General features: G+C 32.3%; 20 protein-coding genes. 3 read left to right on the forward strand and 17 right to left on the reverse strand.

What is annotated here, in order from left to right:
• Positions 1-76 precede the first annotated feature (76 nt).
• The 15 genes from coaE to ABD011_RS11820 all read right to left on the reverse strand — a co-directional run bounded on the left by coaE (position 77) and on the right by ABD011_RS11820 (position 16,199).
• Positions 77-655 carry a dephospho-CoA kinase gene (gene coaE, locus ABD011_RS11750; protein WP_343798475.1) on the reverse strand — a complete coding sequence of 193 codons (579 nt, stop codon included), beginning with the start codon at positions 653-655 and terminating at the stop codon, positions 77-79.
• Positions 652-1,620: a CdaR family protein gene (locus ABD011_RS11755; RefSeq protein ID WP_131507128.1), complete on the reverse strand. Its 969-nt coding sequence runs from the start codon at positions 1,618-1,620 to the stop codon at positions 652-654. The genes coaE and ABD011_RS11755 overlap by 4 nt, the downstream gene beginning before the upstream one ends.
• A complete protein-coding gene (locus ABD011_RS11760) occupies positions 1,613-2,623 on the reverse strand; it encodes a glycosyltransferase family 2 protein (protein WP_131507130.1) in 1,011 nt (336 codons plus the stop codon). Before ABD011_RS11760 ends, ABD011_RS11755 begins: the two co-directional genes overlap by 8 nt.
• 75 nt (positions 2,624-2,698) lie before the next feature.
• Positions 2,699-3,811 carry a T9SS type A sorting domain-containing protein gene (locus ABD011_RS11765; RefSeq protein WP_343798478.1) on the reverse strand — a complete coding sequence of 371 codons (1,113 nt, stop codon included), beginning with the start codon at positions 3,809-3,811 and terminating at the stop codon, positions 2,699-2,701.
• Between the two features lie 172 nt (positions 3,812-3,983).
• On the reverse strand, positions 3,984-5,705 hold the full coding sequence (locus tag ABD011_RS11770; protein ID WP_343798480.1) for an FG-GAP-like repeat-containing protein: 1,722 nt from the start codon (positions 5,703-5,705) through the stop codon (positions 3,984-3,986).
• 89 nt (positions 5,706-5,794) lie between these two features.
• Positions 5,795-8,320 (reverse strand): T9SS-dependent choice-of-anchor J family protein, encoded by a 2,526-nt coding sequence (locus tag ABD011_RS11775; protein WP_343798482.1) that lies wholly within the window; start codon positions 8,318-8,320, stop codon positions 5,795-5,797.
• Positions 8,321-8,534: 214 nt separating this feature from the next.
• Entirely contained in the window at positions 8,535-9,347 is an 813-nt protein-coding gene (locus ABD011_RS11780) for an enoyl-ACP reductase FabI (protein WP_129760337.1), read from the reverse strand.
• Between the two features lie 98 nt (positions 9,348-9,445).
• Positions 9,446-9,706: a hypothetical protein gene (locus ABD011_RS11785; protein WP_343798485.1), complete on the reverse strand. Its 261-nt coding sequence runs from the start codon at positions 9,704-9,706 to the stop codon at positions 9,446-9,448.
• 6 nt (positions 9,707-9,712) lie between these two features.
• Positions 9,713-11,365, reverse strand: a complete 1,653-nt coding sequence (gene recN, locus ABD011_RS11790) for a DNA repair protein RecN (protein ID WP_343798487.1) — start codon at positions 11,363-11,365, stop codon at positions 9,713-9,715.
• A 58-nt stretch (positions 11,366-11,423) separates the two neighbouring features.
• A complete protein-coding gene (gene porD / locus ABD011_RS11795; protein WP_335975440.1) occupies positions 11,424-12,311 on the reverse strand; it encodes a type IX secretion system protein PorD in 888 nt (295 codons plus the stop codon).
• On the reverse strand, positions 12,304-13,515 hold the full coding sequence (coaBC, locus tag ABD011_RS11800) for a bifunctional phosphopantothenoylcysteine decarboxylase/phosphopantothenate--cysteine ligase CoaBC (RefSeq protein WP_343798489.1): 1,212 nt from the start codon (positions 13,513-13,515) through the stop codon (positions 12,304-12,306). The genes porD and coaBC overlap by 8 nt, the downstream gene beginning before the upstream one ends.
• Before the next feature lie 8 nt (positions 13,516-13,523).
• Complete coding sequence (locus ABD011_RS11805) at positions 13,524-13,853, reverse strand: DNA-directed RNA polymerase subunit omega (RefSeq protein WP_187347850.1); 330 nt, start codon at positions 13,851-13,853, stop codon at positions 13,524-13,526.
• An 11-nt stretch (positions 13,854-13,864) separates the two neighbouring features.
• Entirely contained in the window at positions 13,865-14,680 is an 816-nt protein-coding gene (locus ABD011_RS11810; protein WP_129760343.1) for an outer membrane protein assembly factor BamD, read from the reverse strand.
• A gap of 122 nt (positions 14,681-14,802) precedes the next feature.
• Positions 14,803-15,681 (reverse strand): 4-hydroxy-tetrahydrodipicolinate synthase, encoded by an 879-nt coding sequence (dapA, locus tag ABD011_RS11815; RefSeq protein ID WP_343798493.1) that lies wholly within the window; start codon positions 15,679-15,681, stop codon positions 14,803-14,805.
• Complete coding sequence (locus ABD011_RS11820) at positions 15,681-16,199, reverse strand: DUF6913 domain-containing protein (protein ID WP_129760345.1); 519 nt, start codon at positions 16,197-16,199, stop codon at positions 15,681-15,683. The genes dapA and ABD011_RS11820 overlap by 1 nt, the downstream gene beginning before the upstream one ends.
• A 68-nt stretch (positions 16,200-16,267) precedes the next feature.
• Between ABD011_RS11820 and ABD011_RS11825 the strand changes: the two genes are divergently transcribed.
• The 3 genes from ABD011_RS11825 (at position 16,268) to ABD011_RS11835 (ending at position 18,402) form a co-directional block, all read left to right on the forward strand.
• Positions 16,268-17,026: a 5'-nucleotidase C-terminal domain-containing protein gene (locus ABD011_RS11825; RefSeq protein ID WP_129760346.1), complete on the forward strand. Its 759-nt coding sequence runs from the start codon at positions 16,268-16,270 to the stop codon at positions 17,024-17,026.
• A gap of 3 nt (positions 17,027-17,029) precedes the next feature.
• Entirely contained in the window at positions 17,030-17,941 is a 912-nt protein-coding gene (locus tag ABD011_RS11830; RefSeq protein ID WP_343798498.1) for a bifunctional metallophosphatase/5'-nucleotidase, read from the forward strand.
• A 71-nt stretch (positions 17,942-18,012) separates the two neighbouring features.
• Complete coding sequence (locus ABD011_RS11835) at positions 18,013-18,402, forward strand: DoxX family protein (protein ID WP_343798500.1); 390 nt, start codon at positions 18,013-18,015, stop codon at positions 18,400-18,402.
• Here ABD011_RS11835 and ABD011_RS11840 read toward each other — a convergent pair.
• The gene (locus ABD011_RS11840) at positions 18,391-19,110 is read right to left on the reverse strand and encodes a hypothetical protein (protein ID WP_343798502.1); all 720 of its coding nucleotides are present in this window, start codon (positions 19,108-19,110) and stop codon (positions 18,391-18,393) included. The two genes, ABD011_RS11835 and ABD011_RS11840, sit on opposite strands and share 12 nt — an antisense overlap.
• A gap of 99 nt (positions 19,111-19,209) precedes the next feature.
• Positions 19,210-21,204: an NAD-dependent DNA ligase LigA gene (gene ligA, locus ABD011_RS11845; protein WP_343798504.1), complete on the reverse strand. Its 1,995-nt coding sequence runs from the start codon at positions 21,202-21,204 to the stop codon at positions 19,210-19,212.
• Position 21,205 lies beyond the last annotated feature (1 nt).

Genomic DNA, 21,205 nt, shown 5'->3' on the forward strand with positions numbered 1-21,205 from the left:
ATTTAAGATTTTAACATTTAGTTTTTGTACCCTTTAACCTTACATTAACAAAAATGTTAAAATTTGAGTTGTTGACTTACTTTATCAATGATTTATGAATTTTTAAAACCTGAACTTTTGTATCTTCAATAGTATTGTTAACTATCACAAAATCAGATTTTTTAATCTTTTCTTCATCGCTTAACTGGTTATTGACTATTGCCAAAACTTTTTCTCTTGAAGTATTATCGCGTTGTAACACACGATTTATGCGTTCTTCTAAATCTGCAGTAACCAAAACGATACAATCGTATTGAGATTGCATACCTTCTTCAAAAATGATAGCTGCTTCTTTAATAACATATGCACCATTCTGCTTTTTAAGCCAACGCTTAAAGTGCGCACCTACTTTTGGATGCACAATAGCATTCATTTGTTCAAGCAGTTCTTTGTTATTAAATATTTTTGAAGCAATATAAGGTCTATTTAAGCCTTCGTTAGTGTAAGCCTTTTCACCAAAAAGTGCAATCAACTTTCTGCGGATTACTTTAGACCTATTCATTAATTTTTTAGCTTCAACATCAGCGATATAAATAGGCACACCTAATTCAGAAAACAATTTAGCAACAGTTGTTTTCCCACTACCAATACCACCTGTAAGACCTACAATTTTCATTCTACTAAGATAAAATCTACTTTGCTTTGTTTTATTTTGGCATTTTTAACCACATTAGGTAATCTGGTAATTTTAGGCGTTAAGAACGTACGATTGCTTCCTGAAACTTCATTGTAATCACATTCTACTCTAAAATCTTGTAATTTAATTTCTTTAAAGTTTTTTAAAGGTAAATAATACAATACAGATACGGTTTTAGGGAAAAAATTTACTGTGGCATTATTAGGCGTATTATTTATATTCAACGGTACTTCTATTGTACCTTCAGTAAATTTTTCGACGTCTCCAGTTACTGTGACATTATTTTCTGATAATTTGATGTTATAATCAACCTTAGGTAAAACCACATTAACCTTTGAGTTGATATTAGATTTCACCTCTTTTAAAGCTAGTGATTTGGTGTTTAAAAACTCTATGTTATCAATTACATTTTGAGGCGCAATAACGTTTATTGAATCTGGAGAAACCGTTAAACCGTTTAGTAAATCATACCCTGAAGAGAATGAAATTTTAGAATCTACAACAACAGGTACTTTTTTAACTGCTAACGTTTGAAACGAAAACTTTAAAGTATCTGGTTTTATTGATACAACTTCAACTTTATCTCCTAACTGAGGTTTTATATTATGGACAGTTGCATTAGGCACCCAAATATAATGGTCGTCAACCAAGCTTAGATCTTTTTCAAAATCTACTTTTAAAGAATGATCTGAAAAGTATAAAGGCATTAAATTAAACCCATGAGAGTTCATCACTACATTTACATTGGCTGAGTCATTTTTTGTTAACACATAATGCTCGGGAACATTGGAAAATTTAATTGCAAAATTAACCGACTCAGTATACTCTTTGGATAGTTTTGAAATTACCAAAAACAAAAATGCTAAAAGCAAAAACAACCCAAACACATTGAGTTTTTTACTCTTTATTGACTTTAGCAGTTTATGTTTTAGTTTACTAACCATGTATAAAAAATAAATGAGGAAATACCTGCTCTGGAGTTTTCTTAGTAAACTTTAAAGCTAATGTAGACTTTAAAAACCCATAACCATAACCAAAAAACTGTATTGCTATTGCAATAATAGCTTGTATAGCTACAACCAAACTTTTGGAGCTAATTAATGCTAAAATAAAGGCTGCTATAAAATATAAAGCATATAATTTTAGTCCTAAGTCAATTCCTAAACCAAACAAAATTATTGAAGCTAAAAAACCTAAACAAAACAATGTTGGTAGCCAATAAACGAGTTTTGCTGTTTTAGGATGCCATTGGTTTAAAATAGGTCTAACCAACCCAAACTTATTGACTTGCTTGTAAAATTTAGACCAAGAAATTCGGCGTTTGTGATATACAAATGCCTCGTTAATCAATTTAGTTTTAAAACCTAGATTAATTAACCGTATTGACAAATCAGGGTCTTCACCTGGATGAATTACACCAAACCCTCCTGAAGCTTCAAATGCAGCCTTAGACAATCCCATATTAAAACTTCGTGGTTGAAACTTATCTACTTTTGTCTTTCCTCCTCTTATTCCACCAGTAGTAATAAAAGAAGTCATAGCAAAGTTTATAGCTTTTTGTAGCGATGTAAACGAATGGTGAGCCGCATCAGGACCTCCAAAACAGTCAACAAATTCGTTATCTAGACTACTTTTAACCGTTTGTAAGTAATGTTTAGGCAATAAACAGTCTGAATCTAATATGATATAATAATTTCCCTTTGCCTTTTTCATTCCAAAGTTTCTAGAATCTCCAGGTCCTGAATTAGGTTTAAAGTAATAGGAAATATTCAATCTGTCAATATAAGATGCTACTATTGCTTTACAGTCAATATTAGAACCATCTTCTACAATAACTATTTCAAAGCTAAAATCGCCTTCTAACAAAGTAAAGCTTTCTAAAAGCTCATTAACCTCATCAGGCCTATTAAATACTGGTATTATAAATGAAAAATCAAGTGTATTCATATACCACAAAGGTAATTAAACTAAACACAAAAGCCACCTAATTGGTGGCTTTTGAAAATACAATATTTAATATTTTTATTGCTTTATAATTCTGATAGTTTCAGTTACATCATTGATAGTAACTTTTACAAAGTAAGCACCATTGCTTAAGTTGCTCATGCTAACTTCACTTTGTAAACTATTAGGAGCAGTTCTAACAACTTCTTGTCCTAACATGTTGTAAATAGATACATTTTGTATATTGCTTTGAGCTTTTAAATTCAACTCATTTTTAACTGGGTTAGGGAAATAAGAGAAGTTATCAAAGGCATCTACATTATCTAAAGATAAAGGAGCATCTGCCAAAACATTAACAGTGATATCATTCACTTCAGTTCCATCAGAAGTAGCATTAAAAGATATTGGTCCAAATGTTATATCATAACTTCCAACAACAATATAATAAGTGCCAGCAGCTAAACTAGATATACTAAGTTCACTTAACAATCCTCCTGAAGGAGCATCATCATTAGAGTCTATAAAAATCCCATCACTATCATATAGTCCTATTTCTGTATCTTCTAATACCGAAGAAAATGTATCAAAAGTAAGAGCATCACAAGTTCCATCGTATACAAATTCAATCCAATTTACGTCTGATACTCCAGGGTCATAAGCATTGGTTGTGGTTTGTGTTACACCGCATTGTGCTGTACCAATAGTAATTGTAGCTACAGTAGCTGGTGGTGGTGGTGGTGTGTATGCATCAATTGTAACTACAATATTAGAGAAATTGGCATCAGAACCAGAATAAGTTTGAAAAAGAACAATATCAAGTGTTCCATCTACCGTTGGATCATAAAAATCACTAAAAATTCCTTCAAAAGTCATTGTAGTTGGATTACCATCACTTCCAGCACCAGAAGTTGCTGGTGATAAACTGGTTGCCCCTGCAGCTGTTAAAGCTCTAACCTCAGCTTCATTTGACCAAGGACCTCCTCCTCCTGCCGCCCAATCAAGAGTGACAGTGTAAGACAAATATGACCCAGCAGGTACAGATGCTGAATTTACCATATCATTGATGTTTAAAGTAACTGGTGAACCTTCTGCTACGTTCACAGGCCCAGGAACAGTTGAAAATGTATGCTGTGCATTTAGTGTAAATGAACTAATAGCAATTGTAAAGAGTAGTAAAGTAATTTTTTTCATATTTCATTTATAATTAGATTAATAACTCATTAAAAATATTAAAAAAAGATTAAACCCTTGTTTTAAAGTTCGAAACTTAGATAAAATACTTTTTTCTTAGTTGAAAACACTTTTGATTATCGCACAACACTATTTAAGTCTATTTTTTATATTAGGTTGTATTTAAAATAGATTATTTTTTTACTACCTTAATTGTCTTTTCAGTTCTTTCACTAGTCAAGACTTTTACCAAGTATACTCCTTTTATTAAATCAGTTACATCTATAATTACTTTTGAAGAATTTGGTGTTTTAGTTAACAGTTCTTGCCCTAACATATTAAAAATTGAAACTTTATTTAAATTGTTTTGTGAGTTTATCTTTAAATAGTCAGATATTGGATTATTATAATTAAAATCTAAAAACTCATTATCATTTTTAGACAGCGAGTTTTCACCTTCTATAATCTCTAAAACTTGATTTGCATTTACATTATTAATAACATCAACAATACCACTTAACCATGTTACTTTTACATAATCAACAACTGTATTATCTGCAAGTCCAAAAATTTCGGTCCCTGAGTTTTGAGAGAGATAACCTTCTCCACAAAGTGTATATCTATATTGCTTTTCTCCATTAATTGAAATTTCTATTAAAGAACCAATACCATCTCTATTACTAACAGTTCCTTGAAGTTTTACTTTTAGCCAATTATTACTTGAAACTGTTTGATTTTCCCAAATAAATATATTTTCATTATTAATGTTATTCACAGCAATATCAGGAAACCCATCATTATCAATATCTCCAATTGCGTTAGAAAAACTTTTTCTGTAGTCATTAACAAAACCAACATTGGTAGGAATACTAAAAAAGCCACTACTATTATTTTCATAAAAAGCAGCTGATAAAAAACCTGGTACTGAACCATTAAATTCTCCACTTACATACAAGTCTAAATCCATATCATTTTCAGCATCCAAAAAAACTGCTCCCCAACCTATGCTATTAAAAAGGACTCCTGCTGTTGAAGCAACATTGGTAAACGTCTCTCCATTATTATTCTGTAATAACACATTTCCACTTGGTGTATTTGTTACATAAATGTCTAACCAACCGTCATTATTATAATCATCTATTGTTACAGACATAGCATCGATGTAAAGATTGGTACCTGTGTTAACACTAACATCAGTAAAAGTACCGTCTCCATTGTTTTTATAAAGTACATTTGGGTTATCTACTCTATCGTTAGAAACGTAAATGTCTTGCCAACCATCTTTATCATAATCAAAAAAAGCAGAGCAAAAAGATAAATCACTAACTTCTAGTATACCTACAAGATTACTTACATTTACAAATGTTCCATCACCATTATTTTTATACAAATAATTTGGCACTACACCTGTAACATCTCTATTACTTAAAAAAACATCAAGGTAGCCATCGTTATTATAATCTCCCCAAGATGCACCATAAGTAAAAATATTATTAGTTGGTAAACCACAAGTTGAAGTAACTTCGTGAAAACTCATACTTCCGTTATTAACAAAAAGCCTATTTCCTGACACGTTACTTGTCACATAAAGGTCTTTATCTCCATCATTATCAATATCAACCCAATTTGTTTGCTTTGATTGTGAGTTTATTTTTGGCACAATTAGCACTTCTTCAACAAAAACGCCATTAACATTTTTAAAAAAGCGTAAAGCAGTTCCAGCTTGAGAAGCCAAAGTTATATCGTCCCAACCATCATTATCATAATCATAAAAAGTTATTCCACTACCAAAAGGAGTATTACCACTACTAAAACCTAATCCGATATTAGAAGCTTGATCTGAAAAATATGTTTGAGAGTAAACAATTACACTCATTAGAAATACTATTTTAAAAGATAAAATGTTTTTTTTCATTTATATAAGTGTTTAATTTTAAAAGTACTAAAAAAAGAAAAGCCCTAGCTATTTAGCTAAGGCTTTTCTTCTTTTTATTTAAAAACTATTTAGTTTTTTATAACTCTAATAGTTTTTGTAGCATTATCAATTGTTACTTTAACAAAATAAGCACCACTATTAAGATTTACCATATCAACCTCAGCATCTAATGTGTTTGGAGAAGCGTTTATTACTTCTTGCCCTAATATATTATATACTGCAACATTTTGAATGTTGCTTTGAGCGTTAAGCGTTAATTTATCATTAACTGGGTTAGGGAAATATGTAAATTGACTATTCTCTTCTACATCACCAACCGATAAAACTTCAGAAGTAGACCATAGAGCTATTGTAAAATCTGATGAAGTTGGTGTTCCAGAATAATAGTAATATACTCTTACATAATATGTTTGTCCTACAACAAAGTCAGTACGACTTATTCTTGGATTTCCATAAGTACTGTCATAGTCATCATATTCAATTGAGGTAAGGTTATTACAATCTCCTGAAAATAACTGGATAACTCCATCAAAATCATCAGTTACATCAATATTTATATCTGTTGCAGTTGCTGTAAAGCTATACCAAACATCATCATTAGCTGTACCTGTAGGTGCTGCAATACCTGAATCTGTTGCTCCTGCTATTGTTCCAGGAATTTGAGTTGCAGAAGGTAAATCTGCTATTTCTCCTTCAACTGTTAACTCAATAGCTCCTAGACATTCATCATTAGCTGGTGGTGCAGCTGGTGTTGTAAAGGTAAACGCCACCCAATCACTTGTCTCTCCACCACAATCGGCTTGATAATACACATAATAAGTAGTACTCTCATTCAACCCTGTAAGCATACCATTATATTCTGGTGTACCACTTACAGTATCTGATCCATCTTCTTCTCCCATTGCAGGAGTGAAATCAGCACCTTCTTTCCACTCAATATTCCAAGTTGTTTCAGCATAACCAGCACTCCATGATAAATCAGTTGAAGTTTCAGTTAAATTATCTGCAGTCATACCTGATGGCGCAGGGCAAGTAACTTCATAAATATCTAAATCATAAGTTGATGTTTGAGGATAACTTGTCCAAGCTGATACTACAACATAATACGTTGTACCACTCGTTAAACTAATTAAAGGTAAACTTCTAGTTGAACCACTGGTTGAAGTATGGTAAGCCACTACCGATGAAAAAGGACAACCTTCAAATAACCATAAAGAGTGCCAATCAGATGTAGGTAATGTTAAATCAAAACTATATACGCCATCAGAAGCAGGTGTAAACGAGTATACAGCGTCATTAGACCCTAAGTAAGATGAGCTTCCTGTTCCATTAGTATACTGAGCGCCTGTTAAAGCAGGTACATCAGAAGGATCATATGCGTCTCCATAATTTGCTGTGTCATCTGATGTTGAATAAGGTACTGATGAAACAACAATTGGGTTGCTACAGTCATAACCAATTGGAGCACCTTCAATAGTAAAACTCCAAATAGCACAACCAGAAGCTTCTACAGAAACATTAACAGGAACAGCAGACCAATACACAACTTGACTATAAGAAAAATCTACTGAAGCTGTTGTTGTTGCTACAGTTGTCTCTAAAACTGGGTTTGTTCCGGTGGCATCATCATAAGAATAAATATTATATCCTGTTGGAGTTGGTCCAGATGATGGAGCAGTCCAACTTAAAGATACAGTCTCACCTTCAACATCAACAGCTGCGTCTAATGGTGTAATAGGTGCTTCAGCACAGTTAGGTGTTTCTGCTAGCGTAGTAAACGTAAATGATGCCCAAGTACTTGTATCTCCACCACCACAATCAGCTTGATAATACACATAATATTCTGTATTGGCAGTTAAACCTGTTAATTGACTATTATATTCAGGAGATCCTGATACTGAATCTGACCCATCTTCTTCACCTGCACCAGGATTAAAGTCAGCTCCAGCTTTCCACTCTAAATTCCACATTGATTCTGCATCACCTAAAGTCCAAGACAAATCAGCAGATGTAGAAGTAATATTGTTAGCCGTCATAGCAGACGGTTCAAGACAAGTAGGTGGAGCTCCAGCAAAAAAGTCATCAATATAAAGTTCATCTTCCCAATCACCAACATATTTAAAAGCAAAATAAACCGTTTGACCTGCATAAGCATCTAGACTTTGTGAATATAAAGTCCAAACATCTTCAGATGCATTGGCAAGTAAATCATATAATAATGTAAAGTCTCCAGGATTATTTATTGGATCAGCCGAAGTGGTAGATATCCAAATTCCTTCTTCTACTCCATAACCTATTGAAGTATAGTTATGATTATAATAAAACTCTAAAACATCACCTGTAGAAACAGTATATGATGGTGAAATCATCCAAGAAGTAGACTCTGTTGCAATATTATCATCATTATGGTAAAAAGAATAGGTGCCAGAATTTGCTCGACTACTTGTTTGTACAAATCCTGGGTCATCTCCTTCTGTTTGCATAAATGTCCATCCTGAAGGAGGGTCAACTTCAAAATCTTCAGAAATTTGAGCATTTGATTGCCAACAAAATGAAAAAATAGCCAACGCTATCAATAAAGTAATTTTTTTCATAATTTGTTATTTTAATTAATAGTTAATAAAACGTTAATGTATAAATGTATTGATTAATTTTCTGTTAAGAAACTACTCTCAATTCTAATCGATTAAAAACTAAAAAAGCCGACAAAAAACAGTTACTTAAAAATCAAGTGATTGTATAAAAAAAGAAGAAGAGCCAAAAGCCCTTCTTCTTTTTAATTATATGTATTAAAATTATGTATGTTATCTATTCAACAAATTTTTCCATAACTGCATCACTTACGCCCATATTACTAAATCCACCATCATTAAATAAGTTTTGAAGTGTTACTCGTTTGGTTAAATCACTAAATAAAGTGACTGTATAGTTAGCACAGTCTAAAGCTGTGGCGTTTCCTAAAGGCGACATCTTATCAGCATAAGCAATAAAACCATCAAACCCTTTTACACCTTGACCTGCTGTTGTTGGTGTTGGTGATTGCGAAATAGTGTTTACTCTTACTTTTTTATCTCTTCCGAAGAAATACCCAAAACTACGCGCTATACTTTCTAAATAGGCTTTATTGTCTGCCATATCATTATAGTCTGGAAACACACGCTGTGCAGCCATATATGTTAAGGCTACTATACTTCCCCATTCATTCATTGCATCTGCTTTATACAGTGTTTGCATTACCTTATGAAATGACATTGCAGAAACATCGGTTCCTTTTTGAGTCCAATCGTAATTTTGATCAGTATAAGCTTTTCCTTTTCTCACGTTTACAGACATTCCAATAGAATGCAAAACAAAATCAATCTTTCCGCCTAAAATCTCCATTGATTTTGACACTAAATTTTCTAAATCCTCAATTGATGTAGCATCTGCAGGAATAATCTCTGAACCTGTTTTTTCGGCAAGTTCATTTATTTGTCCCATTCGCATAGCAATTGGTGCGTTGGTAAGCACAAATGTTCCGCCTTCTTCATGAACGCGCTCTGCAGTTTTCCAAGCTATTGAGTTTGGGTCTAATGCTCCAAAAATAATTCCTTTTTTTCCTTTTAATAAGTTATATGACATATTACTAGTTTTTTGAATATTTATAATTTAGTTGGTATTTGATTACCTATTTAGGTTTTATCAATATTAAATTCAAAATTAATAAAACTTTAAATGTATTACTGCTTTTTACTGTTCAATTCTGTAATAATACTTCCTTCATCATTATACCAATTATCGTCTTTAAAGGTAATAACTCCATATTTGGCATGGTAAAATCGATCTCCTGATATTAGGTCTTCATTCTGAGGAAAGACATAATCTGGTATACACTCGCCATCTACAACTGTATGCGCTACATCACAAGGATCGTTATTACAGCTACTTAATACCATTAAAGCCGCACAACAAGAGACTATTAAATAATACTTGCTTTTCACAATATCTTAATTTAATAATTGTTTAGCATGCTCTAAAGCCGAATCTGAAAGTGTTGCACCTCCAAGCATTTGTGCTATTTCTACAATACGTTCTTCTGAAGTTAATTTTTTTAACTGCGTTTGGGTTACCTCATCAACATCTTCTTTAAAGACTTTAAAATGTGCATCTCCTTTTGATGCTATTTGCGGTAAATGTGTTATTGTAAACACTTGCATTGTTTTACTCATTTGCTGCATAATAGATCCCATTTTGTTTGAAATTTCTCCTGAAACTCCTGTATCTATCTCATCAAACATAATGGTTGGTAGTTGCGTATATTTTGATAAAATTGACTTTATAGCAAGCATAATACGAGATAACTCTCCTCCTGATGCTGCTTTTTTAAGCTCATTAAATTGACCACCTTTATTGGCTGAAAACAAAAAGCTCAATTCATCTTTTCCGTTTAAAAGGAATTTATCTACCAGCTTTAACTCTACTTTAAATTTAGCATTAGGCATTCCTAAACTTCCTAAAATAGCTTCTAATTGCTCAGTTAAACTTGGTATTGCGTTTTCTCGTGTTTTATGAATATCCTTAGCGAGTTGATTTAATTGTTGTTCAATCGTTTTAAGTTTCTTTTCAATAGCAACAATTTGAGTATCCATATTCTCAGTTACAGATACTTTTTCCTTAAGGTTTTCTCGAATAGAAATTAATTCAGAAACATTAGATACAATATGCTTTTGCATTAGATTATGAAGCACTTGCAGTTTAGCATTCACTACTTCTAATCGGTTAGGGTCATCTTCTAGCTGGTCTTGAGCTGTTTCAATTTCTGAAAAGACATCGTCTAACTCTATTAAACTACTGTTGATTCTTTCAAAAATGGCTTTATAGTTTGCCGAATATTCTGAAATTTTAGCAAACTGATTTTTGAGTTCTGTTAAATTACTAATAACACCAATATCTTCATTACTTAACAATTGATAAGATGCTGAAAGTTTATCTTTTATCTCCTCTATATTATTAAGCGTTTCATACTCTTCTTCTAAAGTTTCCAAGTCGTCGTCTTCCAACTTTGCTGCTTCTAATTCTTTTAAAAGAAACAGGTTATAATCTAGCTCTTTGGTAAACTCATTTTTTTGCTCTTGCAATTGAGTTAAATCTCGTTTTAGCGATTTATATGTTGAAAGTTTGTTAGAATATTCTGAAAGCAACTTAGCGTTATCTGCCAATGCATCAATAACCTGAAACTGAAAATCGTCATTGGTTAACTGTAAGGTTTGATGTTGCGAATGAATATCTAAAAGATGTTCGCCTAAGGTTTGCAAACTATCTAAGTTTACAGGTGTATCGTTTATAAAAGCTCTAGACTTACCTGAAGGCAATATTTCGCGACGTACAATGGTTAATGGTTCGTAATCTAAGTCCTCGTCTTTAAAAAGCGATTTTAGGTTGTAATTAGCAACATCAAAAGTGGCCTCAATAACACATTTTATTGATGCGTCTTTAACGTTACTCAAATCGGCTCTTTTACCAAGCACTAAAGACAAGCCACCAAGCAGTATTGATTTTCCTGCTCCTGTTTCTCCAGTAATTATGGTAAGCCCATTATTGAAATTAACCTGAAGGTTATCAATTAAAGCGTAATTTTTTATGGATAGTGATGTAAGCAATGTATTGTAAGCTAAAGTTTCAACAAAAATCTATACTAGTACCACTTTTTTAAAGTGTCTAGTATTTTATGTTTCTCCATTTTGAAGCATGCATAGGAGCTATTCTAGTAAGTGATGTGATTACCTCAGTAATGTTTACACTTGGTCCTCCTGAAAAAATGTCTTGAATTTCTTCGGATTTTGCATCAAAAAACACACGCATAAGAAAAGAATTAGGTCGTCTGCTATTCATAGCTTTTAACTCTTCTATAACCGAAGCTATTTCCTCTTTTGAAGATTTTGCGTTTCTATGCATTTTATCTAATCCTTCCATATGATAAGCGTACATCACATTTCTAAATTCTTTAAACATTGGAGATAAAATGTTGTCTATTAAAACAAAGCGTGTTTGCTGACCATCTTCTAGCTTCCAACCTTTAAAGTTTTCTTGCTGCGAATAGTTTAAAATAGTTTGCGCTTGTCTGTAATATTCATCACCTCCATTTTGCTCAAAAGTATCAGCATCTAAACCTAAAATCATATAAATATGGTATGCTAAAACCGATACCAAATTAGATTCAAACTGATTAGGATTAAATACTAAATTTTGAAACTCAAGATATCTAAATGTAAAATTCTTATCGTTAAAATTATAAACTGGAGTACTATAGGTTGAATTAAAAACAGGACGAGACGATTGTATTTGCAACGTCGCATTAAACACATCGCTATTGTAATCTAAAATATTGATTACCATACTACAATTGATGCGTTCTTGTGGTTTAAAATTTTTATCTGTCCAAGTTGTGTTGTTTACAAACTCTGTTAATTGTCTTTCTAAAGTTTTAAACACCTGAACATTTTCGTTACCAGTTTGCTGCGCGTTAACTACCAAGTTACAATTAAGTTCTTGAGCAGTAACACTTAAACCGAAACATAAAAATAAGATATAAAGAAAATTACGCATTGAGTTGTTTTAATATTTGATTCATTAAGTCTTCAGCTACTTGTGTTTTAGACTTTAGCTCTTGGGCAATGATTTGGTCATCATTAGTTATAAAAGTAACTTTATTTGTTGAACCTCCAAAACCTGCTCCTTTATCGTTTAACGAATTTAATACAATTAAATTTAAATTCTTAGCTTTTAATTTTCCTTTTGCATGTTCTAACTCGTTATTGGTTTCCAATGCAAAGCCAACTAAAAACTGTTTGGTTTTAATAGCTCCTAATGAAGCTAATATATCCTTAGTCTTTTCTAACTCTATGCTAAACGTTGCTTCTTTCTTTTTTATTTTTTGGTCTGCAACATTTTTTGGTCTGTAGTCTGCAACTGCAGCTGAAAGCACTGCAATATCAACATCATTAAAGTAGTTATGCGCTTCATTATACATTTGAGAAGCACTGGTAACTCGTATTAATTTTATTAAACTACTAGATACTGTTTCGTGACTAGGTCCTGACACTAATACAACCTCAGCTCCAAGGTTTGCTGCAGCTTTGGCAATTTCAAATCCCATTTTACCACTAGAATGATTACCTATAAAGCGAACAGGATCTATAGCTTCATACGTTGGTCCAGCAGTAACCAATACTTTTTTTCCACGAAGTGGTAGTTTGTTTAAAATATCTTTTTCAATAAAGTCAACAATATCTTCTGGTTCAGCCATACGGCCTTCGCCTACAAGACCACTTGCAAGTTCGCCACTTGTTGCAGGAATCATAATATTTCCAAAAGATTTTAAAGCCTTAAAAGACTGCACTGTAGATGGGTGTTTGTACATATCCAAATCCATAGCAGGAGCAAAATACACAGGACATTTAGCTGAAAGATAAGTAGCCAAAAGTAAATTGTCGCAAGTACCATTAGTCATTTTAGACATGGTGTTGGCTGTTGCAGGAGCTATCACAAAAATATCTGCCCAAAGCCCAAGTTCTACATGATTATTCCACACAGCATTGTCATCTTCTTCATTTGTAAACAAAGAATGAACTGGATTTTTTGATAATGTAGAAAGTGTTAAAGGTGTAATGAAGTCTTTAGAAGCAGGCGTCATAACGACCTTTACGTTTGCGCCTGCTTTTATAAATAACCTTACTAGGTTAGCTGTTTTATAAGCAGCAATACCAGCAGTGATGCCAAGTAATATATTTTTGCCGCTTAATATTGACATCTTAAATCTTATTCCTGATTGTTGTCTTCAGTATTTCTGAAATAAATTTTGTCATCTAACCATTCTTGAACAGCTAGTGCATGAGGCTTAGGTAATTTTTCATAAAACTTAGACACCTCTATTTGCTCTTTGTTTTCAAAAATTTCTTCAAGACTATCATTGTAGGTTGCAAACTCCTCAAGTTTATCGATAAGTTCTCTACGAATGTCAGTGTTAATTTGTTCAGCTCTTTTTGAAATTACAGAAATAGCTTCGTAAATATTACTTGTTGAAGCGTCAATTTCATTTCTGTCATAAGTTACAGTTGTAACAGGAGCATTGGTTTTCTTTAAATCCATTATCTTAATAATTAACTTTTTACTTTGAATGTCTCTAATTCTGTTTGTAATTCTTCATTCATTTTATTGGCTGCTTCTGCATGTTCAGACTCAGGATAAAACTTAATAAAAGAATTGTAATAGGCAACAGCAGTATTTAAACGTGCTTCTTTTTTAATTCTTACACTATTTATAGCTAGAGTAAATGCTGAATCTAAACGATAAAACATAGCATCTTCTCTAAAACTAGTTCCTGGGTAATCTATTAAAAAATTATCAAAAGCTTTTATAGCTGCTTCATAATCTGAAGCGTCATAATAAGCTATTTTGTTGTATTGTTTTGCAATTTCATATGCCTTCTTTTCTAATTTGTAATCCAACTCCTTTACCATTTCGTTTACTTCTGGTAAGTATTCAGAATTAGGATATTTAGAAATAAAGATTTGAAGTTTATCTAATGCTTCATAAGTTTCTTTTTGTTCTTTACTATAAACTGGAGACAGCATATAGAAACTTTTTGCTGACAAAAACGAAGCCTCTTCAGCTTTTTCACTTCTAGGGTAACTGCTTTCAAAACGCTCAAACTGGTAACCAGACAAGTGATAGTCTTTCATCATGTAATAAGACTTAGAGTACATATACATTAACTTTTCAGCTTGTGGTTTTCCTCTGTATTGCGGAACTATTTGAGCAAACAACCTGTTAGCTTTACTATATTTTTCAGCTTCAAAAAGTTCAGTTCCTAAAGTGAACTTTTCAGCTATATCTTCAGATTTTAGTGCTTTTTGAAACTCGCTACAAGAGGTTAACAGTAATCCTAATAAAAGTGTGTAAAATAAATTCTTCATAAAATTTAAACAGAATGCAAAAGTACGTATTTATAACGTATTATAAAAACAAAAATTTTGTGCTAAAATAAAGGTTGTAACGTGTTATGAGTAAGCTTTATATAAACTTTAACTTTTTAGGTTTAATCTAGCTTATTAACCGCTTCTTTAATTTTAGATTTTAACCCTTCTGTTGCTTCTACAAGTGGCAATCTTACTGTGCTTTTTGCAAGACCAAGCGTTTCAAAAACAGCCTTAATACCTGCAGGATTGTTTTCTGCAAAAATTAAACTTGTAATATCCATTAAATCAAAGTGAATTGCGTAAGCTTCACTTGCTTTTCCTTCAAGACCAAGATTTATCATTTTGGTAAATTGTTTAGGTAATGCTTGCCCAATTACCGAAATCACTCCTGCTCCACCTGCTAAAACTACACCAAGCGCTAAATCGTCATCTCCTGAAATAATCAAGAAATCTTCTGGTTTGTTCTTAATCAAGGTTAAGTATTGTGCCACATTGTTACCTGCTTCTTTAACTGCTATGATATTTTCAAAATCATTTGCTAAACGCAATGTAGTTTCTGGCAACATGTTTGACGATGTTCTTCCTGGTACATTATATAAAATAATAGGTTTTGGAGACGCTTGCGAAATGGTCTTAAAATGCTGATAAATGCCTTCTTGTGTTGGCTTACTGTAATATGGAGACACTGATAAAATAGCATCGATATGAGATAAATCGGTTGTATTAATCTCTTCAATAACTGCTGCTGTATTATTACCTCCAATTCCTAAAACTAAAGGTAAACGACCATTATTTGCTTCAACTATAGTATTAATTATGGCTTTCTTTTCTTCGGAAGTGATGGTTACACTCTCTCCTGTTGTACCACTAATAACCAAGTAGTCTGTTCCGTTATCTATGTTGTAATTAACAATATTTGTAAGTGCTTCAAAATCTACAGTTAAATCAGATTTAAAAGGCGTTATTAAGGCAACTCCTGTGCCGTAAAATGTATTCATTATATTTTGTTTAAAACCGTTAAATATTTTTTTAATTCGTTTTTAAATAGCGTAAACTCTTTTGGTGCAACATTTATTATTAAATCGTAAAAACGATCATCAATTCCTGCTAACCCTACTTTAAACTTAGCTTTTGAAGCTACACTAATTAAATTAAGGTCTAAAACATCTTGCTTATAAAAGCTAATTAAGATGTCAAACTCTGTATCAATAAAGGTTTGAAGTTCTACGTTTTTTATTTTTCCGTTCCAACCAAAATCTTTTGGATTGAAATACGTATCCCAAAGGTCGTTACTATCTTTGTTATCTTCAACATAAGCGACAATTTTAACTTTATTTCGCTTAATGTCTATGGACTCAAAAAACGTTCTGAAAGCTTCAAAATCAGAAAATTCACTTAAGTGTAAAATCACTCCTACTTTATCAACCTTAGTATTGCTAAAAGACACATTCCTAGAATTTAACAATTTGTTGATATATTTTTGATTTGATTTTTCCCTAAATGCCTTTAAAATCATTTATCTTTATCCTTTTTGCAAATGTAGTAAATAGTGCTACATCTTTTTGTAACTTTTTAAAATATCCTATGAATTTCAAACACCTTTTAGTTGTTGCTTCAGTCTTGATTTTCACCTCTTGTAAACAAGAAAATCATTTATATAGAATTGAAGGTAAACAGATACAAATTACCGATAGTCTTCAAGCTAATTCTGACGTTGAAGCATTCATTAAACCCTATCGTGAACATGTTAACAAAAACCTTGATAGTGTTTTAGCATATTCTGTTGATACCTACTCAAAAAACGATGGAGAATACAACACAGCTGTAGGAAATTTTATGGCTGATGCTATCTACGAACAAGCAAACCCTGTATTTAAGAAAAGAACAGGAAAAGACATCGATTTTGTTTTACTTAATCATGGTGGAATTCGATCTATACTCTCTAAAGGTAATGTTACAGCAAGAACTGCTTATGGATTAATGCCTTTTGAAAACTCAATGGTTGTGGTTGACTTAAAAGGCGCTCAAGTAAAAGAATTATTAGAATATTTAGCTAAAGCAAAAAGAGCGCATCCAATTTCTAAATTAAAATTAGCTATTGACGCAGATTTCAATGTTGCTTCAGCTAGTTTACACGACTCTCCTATTGACTTTGATAAAAATTATTTTGTTTTAACCAATGATTACTTATACAATGGTGGTGACCACATGGATTTTTTCAAAACCAACGACAGTCTTTATGATTTAGATTACAAAATTAGAAATGCTCTCATAGATTATTTCAAAAAAGTAGACACTATTAATCCTGTAATTGATGACAGATTTATTCAATTAAAAAACTAAGCCATGAAAAGAAGAGACTTTATACAACAAACAGCTGCTGCATCAACCTTAATAGGATTAGGTGGTTTAGGACTACAATCGTTTGCAACTCCTCCAAAAAAAATCACCATTCTTCATACCAATGACGTACATAGTCATATTGATGCTTTTGGACCTGAAGATGGCAGAAACGCAAATAAAGGTGGTGTTGCTAGACGCGCTAGTTTAATTGAAGCGATACGAAAAGAAAATCCTAATACCTTATTAATGGATGCTGGCGATATTTTTCAAGGCACTCCTTACTTTAATTATTATGGTGGCGAATTGGAGTTCAAGCTGATGAGTATGCTTAAATACGATGTAGCTACAATTGGAAATCATGATTTCGACAATGGTATAGATGGTTTATATGCACAATTACCACATGCTGATTTTGATTTTATTTCAGCTAATTATGATTTTAAAAATACCATAATGGACACTCATGTAAAACCTTACAAAACCTTTACAAAAGAAGGTATTAAAATTGGTGTTTTTGGTCTTGGAATTCAGTTAGATGGTTTGGTAGGTAAAGATATGTATAAAGAAACTGTATACATGGATCCTATTGAAACTGCTCAGGAAATGACGCGCGTTTTAAAAGAGGCTGAACGTTGCGATTTAATTATTTGTCTTTCGCATATTGGGTATTACTACAAAAACAGTCCTGAAAAAGTAAGCGATCTTAACTTAGCAAAAGCCACCAAAGATATTGACTTAATTATTGGTGGACACACACATACATTTTTGCCTAAACCAACTGTTGTTAAAAATATTGAAGGTAAAAACACCCTTGTAAACCAAGTAGGTTGCTATGGTATAAACCTAGGTAAAATCGACTTTTATTTTGATGCTGATAAAAACAAAGCTGCTGAAGGAACCTCTATTATAGTTTAGAATTTTAACACTAAAATGATAGGGTTAAACTAGTTTTGCGTCTAAATGGGATATTAACTAAAAATAATCTCATGAAAACTAAACTTCTTTTTATCCTCAGATTAGCAGTTGCAATTATTTTAATTCAAACTCTTAGATTTAAGTTTACAGCACATCCTGATAGTGTATACATTTTTTCGCAAGTTGGTCTTGAACCTTATGGCAGGATTGCTATTGGAATTCTTGAGTTAATAGCCGGAATACTTTTACTTATTCCCAAAACTGTTTGGGCAGGTGCAACACTAACATTAGGTGTGATTTTTGGTGCAATAGTTATGCATTTAACACAACTAGGTATTCAAGTTAATAATGATGGAGGAGTTTTATTTTCAACTGCAGTAGTAACTTTTATACTTTCTGCTATTATCCTTTATTTTTACAAAAAAGACATTCCTGTGATTGGAAAAAAATTAAACTTCTAGTTTATTATAATTTTCCTCGTGGCTAATTTTTGCCTGTAAATAGAAGAATACAAAAGCAAGCACTAAGAAGATAGAACATAGTACATTTAATACGTTTACTTCCGAAACATAAAAATAAGCTAGTTGTATTACTTCTGAAAAGACTATAAAAATTGAACCCACTAAAAAGTTCATCGATTTTTTATCGTCTTTGTATATGTAGTTTATAAGCGCTACAGACAACAAAGCCATTATAACAGTATTATAAACAAACTCAAGTAAGTACTCTGCAAATTGTAATTCAGGTTTTGTAGTATTAGTCACCACAATTACACACGAAATATCTAAAACCAATAAAATTATTATATGAACTGGCAATTTGGTAACCACTTGTTTAATATCCAGTGTTTTTAATATTTGAACAATCAAAAACGAGTATGATAAAATATACATTGCATTAATAATGTAATAAGAGTAGTCAGCCATAAAACTATCAGGAGAAATTTGCCAAGACAAGAAGTTAAAAACATCAGCAATTGTAAATGTTATTAAAAACAAAAAGAAAAACTTTCTTTTATTTTCAACGCGCGAACAGTATAAGATACTAAGCAAGACCAAAAGCAATGCTCTAATACCTGAGGCATAATACTCATACTTAAAGAGTTGTAATCCTAAAAAGACAACACTAAGTACAGCAAGCAATGCTATTAATGTTTTTGGTTTTTGCATTTATTTAATTAATCCCTTATTGGGACAAATATAAATAAAAAATACAATTAAACGAATAAAAATGCATTTTATCGATAAAAATTAACATTTTGTAGGATTTTACCTAATCATTGATAAAAATTCTTCTTCTGAAAGAATAGATATATTTAAGGATTCTGCTTTTGTTTTTTTACTTGGTCCCATGTTGTCTCCAGCAACAACATAGCTTGTTTTAGAAGATATTGAAGAAGACACTTTACCTCCATTGTCTTCAATAAGCTTTTTAAGCTCATTTCTTGACACAGAAGTAAACACGCCAGATACTACAAACGTAGATCCTTCTAATTTATTGGTTTGATTTGCTAATTTTTCGGCTGAAATTTCCAATTGCACTCCAAAATGTTTCAGTCTTTCAATAATAGAGCTGTTCGCTTCCGAAGCAAAAAAGGCAACAACACTTTCTGCTATCTTCACTCCTATTTCATCTACATTGACAAGTTCTTCTTCCGAAGCATTTTTAATCGCATCAATTGTTTTATAATGTTTAACTAGTTTTTTAGCAACGGTTTCTCCAACATACCTTATACCTAACGCATACAAAACGCGCTCAAAAGGAATTTGCTTAGATGCTTCAATTCCGTTAATAAGGTTTTCAGCACTTTTTTGAGCCATACGTTCTAAGGGCAACACTTGGTCTACAGTTAATTCATATAAATCAGAATAATTTGTAATTAAACCTGCATTAACCAACAAAGCAACGGTTTCTCCTCCTAAGCCATCAATATCCATTGCTTTTCTTGAAATAAAATGCTGTATGCGACCAATAATTTGAGGATTGCATCCATTGTAATTCGGACAATAATGTTGTGCTTCACCTTCAGTTCTTACTAATTCAGTATTGCATTCTGGACAGTGGGTAATATATTCAGTTGGTTTAGAATCTGCTGGTCGTTTACTTAAATCTACAGCTATAATTTTAGGGATTATCTCTCCTCCTTTTTCTACATACACCTCATCACCTTCTCTAATATCCAACTTAGCAATCTGGTCTGCATTATGCAATGACGCTCGTTTAACAGTTGTTCCTGCTAATTCTACAGGTTCTAAATTTGCAACTGGAGTAATTGCTCCTGTACGTCCTACTTGATAAGTAATTTCATTTAATCGAGTAGAAACTTGCTCTGCCTTAAACTTATAAGCCATTGCCCAACGTGGTGCTTTGGCTGTATATCCTAATTCCTCTTGTTGATACAAACTGTTTACCTTTATAACAACACCATCTGTTTCGTAAGGTAAATTATGTCTATGCTCATCCCAATAGGCAATAAATTCTAAAACCTCATCAATTGAATTAGCAAGTTTAGCGGCTTGCGGAACTTTAAATCCCCAAGCTCTAGCTTTTTCTAAACTTTCAAATTGTGTGGAAATATTCAAATTAGTTCCTGTAATATTATAAAGCAAACACTCCAAAGGACGTTTAGCTACTTCAGTACTATCTTGTAGCTTCAAGCTTCCTGAAGCTGTATTTCTTGGGTTTCTATATGGTTCTTCTCCTATTTCAATACGCTCTTCATTCATTTTATTAAACCCTTCAAAAGGCAATACAATTTCACCTCTTATATCAAATTTAGGAGGAAAATCGCCTTTCAACTGCAACGGAACCGATTTAATGGTTTTTATATTGGTGGTAACATTATCACCTTGAAATCCGTCACCTCTTGTAACCGCTTTTGTAAGTTGTCCGTTTTCATACGTTAAGCTAATAGACGCACCATCATATTTAAGTTCACAAGTATATTGTACTTCACCATCAACTTGCTTTTTAATACGAGTTTCCCAATCTAACAAATCTTCTTTAGAGTAAGAGTTATCCAAAGAATACATACGATGCTCATGAGCAACAGTTTCAAAATTCTTTGTAACCTCTCCTCCTACACGCAATGTAGGCGAACTTGCATCATAAAACTCAGGATATTTTGCTTCCAACTCTTGAAGCTGTTTAAGCTTTACATCAAAATCAAAATCACTTATTGTAGGATTATCCAATACGTAGTAATTATAATTATGCTTACGCAATTCATCACGAAGGGTTTCTATTTGCTGTTTAATATCCATT

It is taken from the genome of Gaetbulibacter jejuensis (assembly GCF_039524015.1).
Lineage (GTDB): Bacteria > Bacteroidota > Bacteroidia > Flavobacteriales > Flavobacteriaceae > Gaetbulibacter_B > Gaetbulibacter_B jejuensis.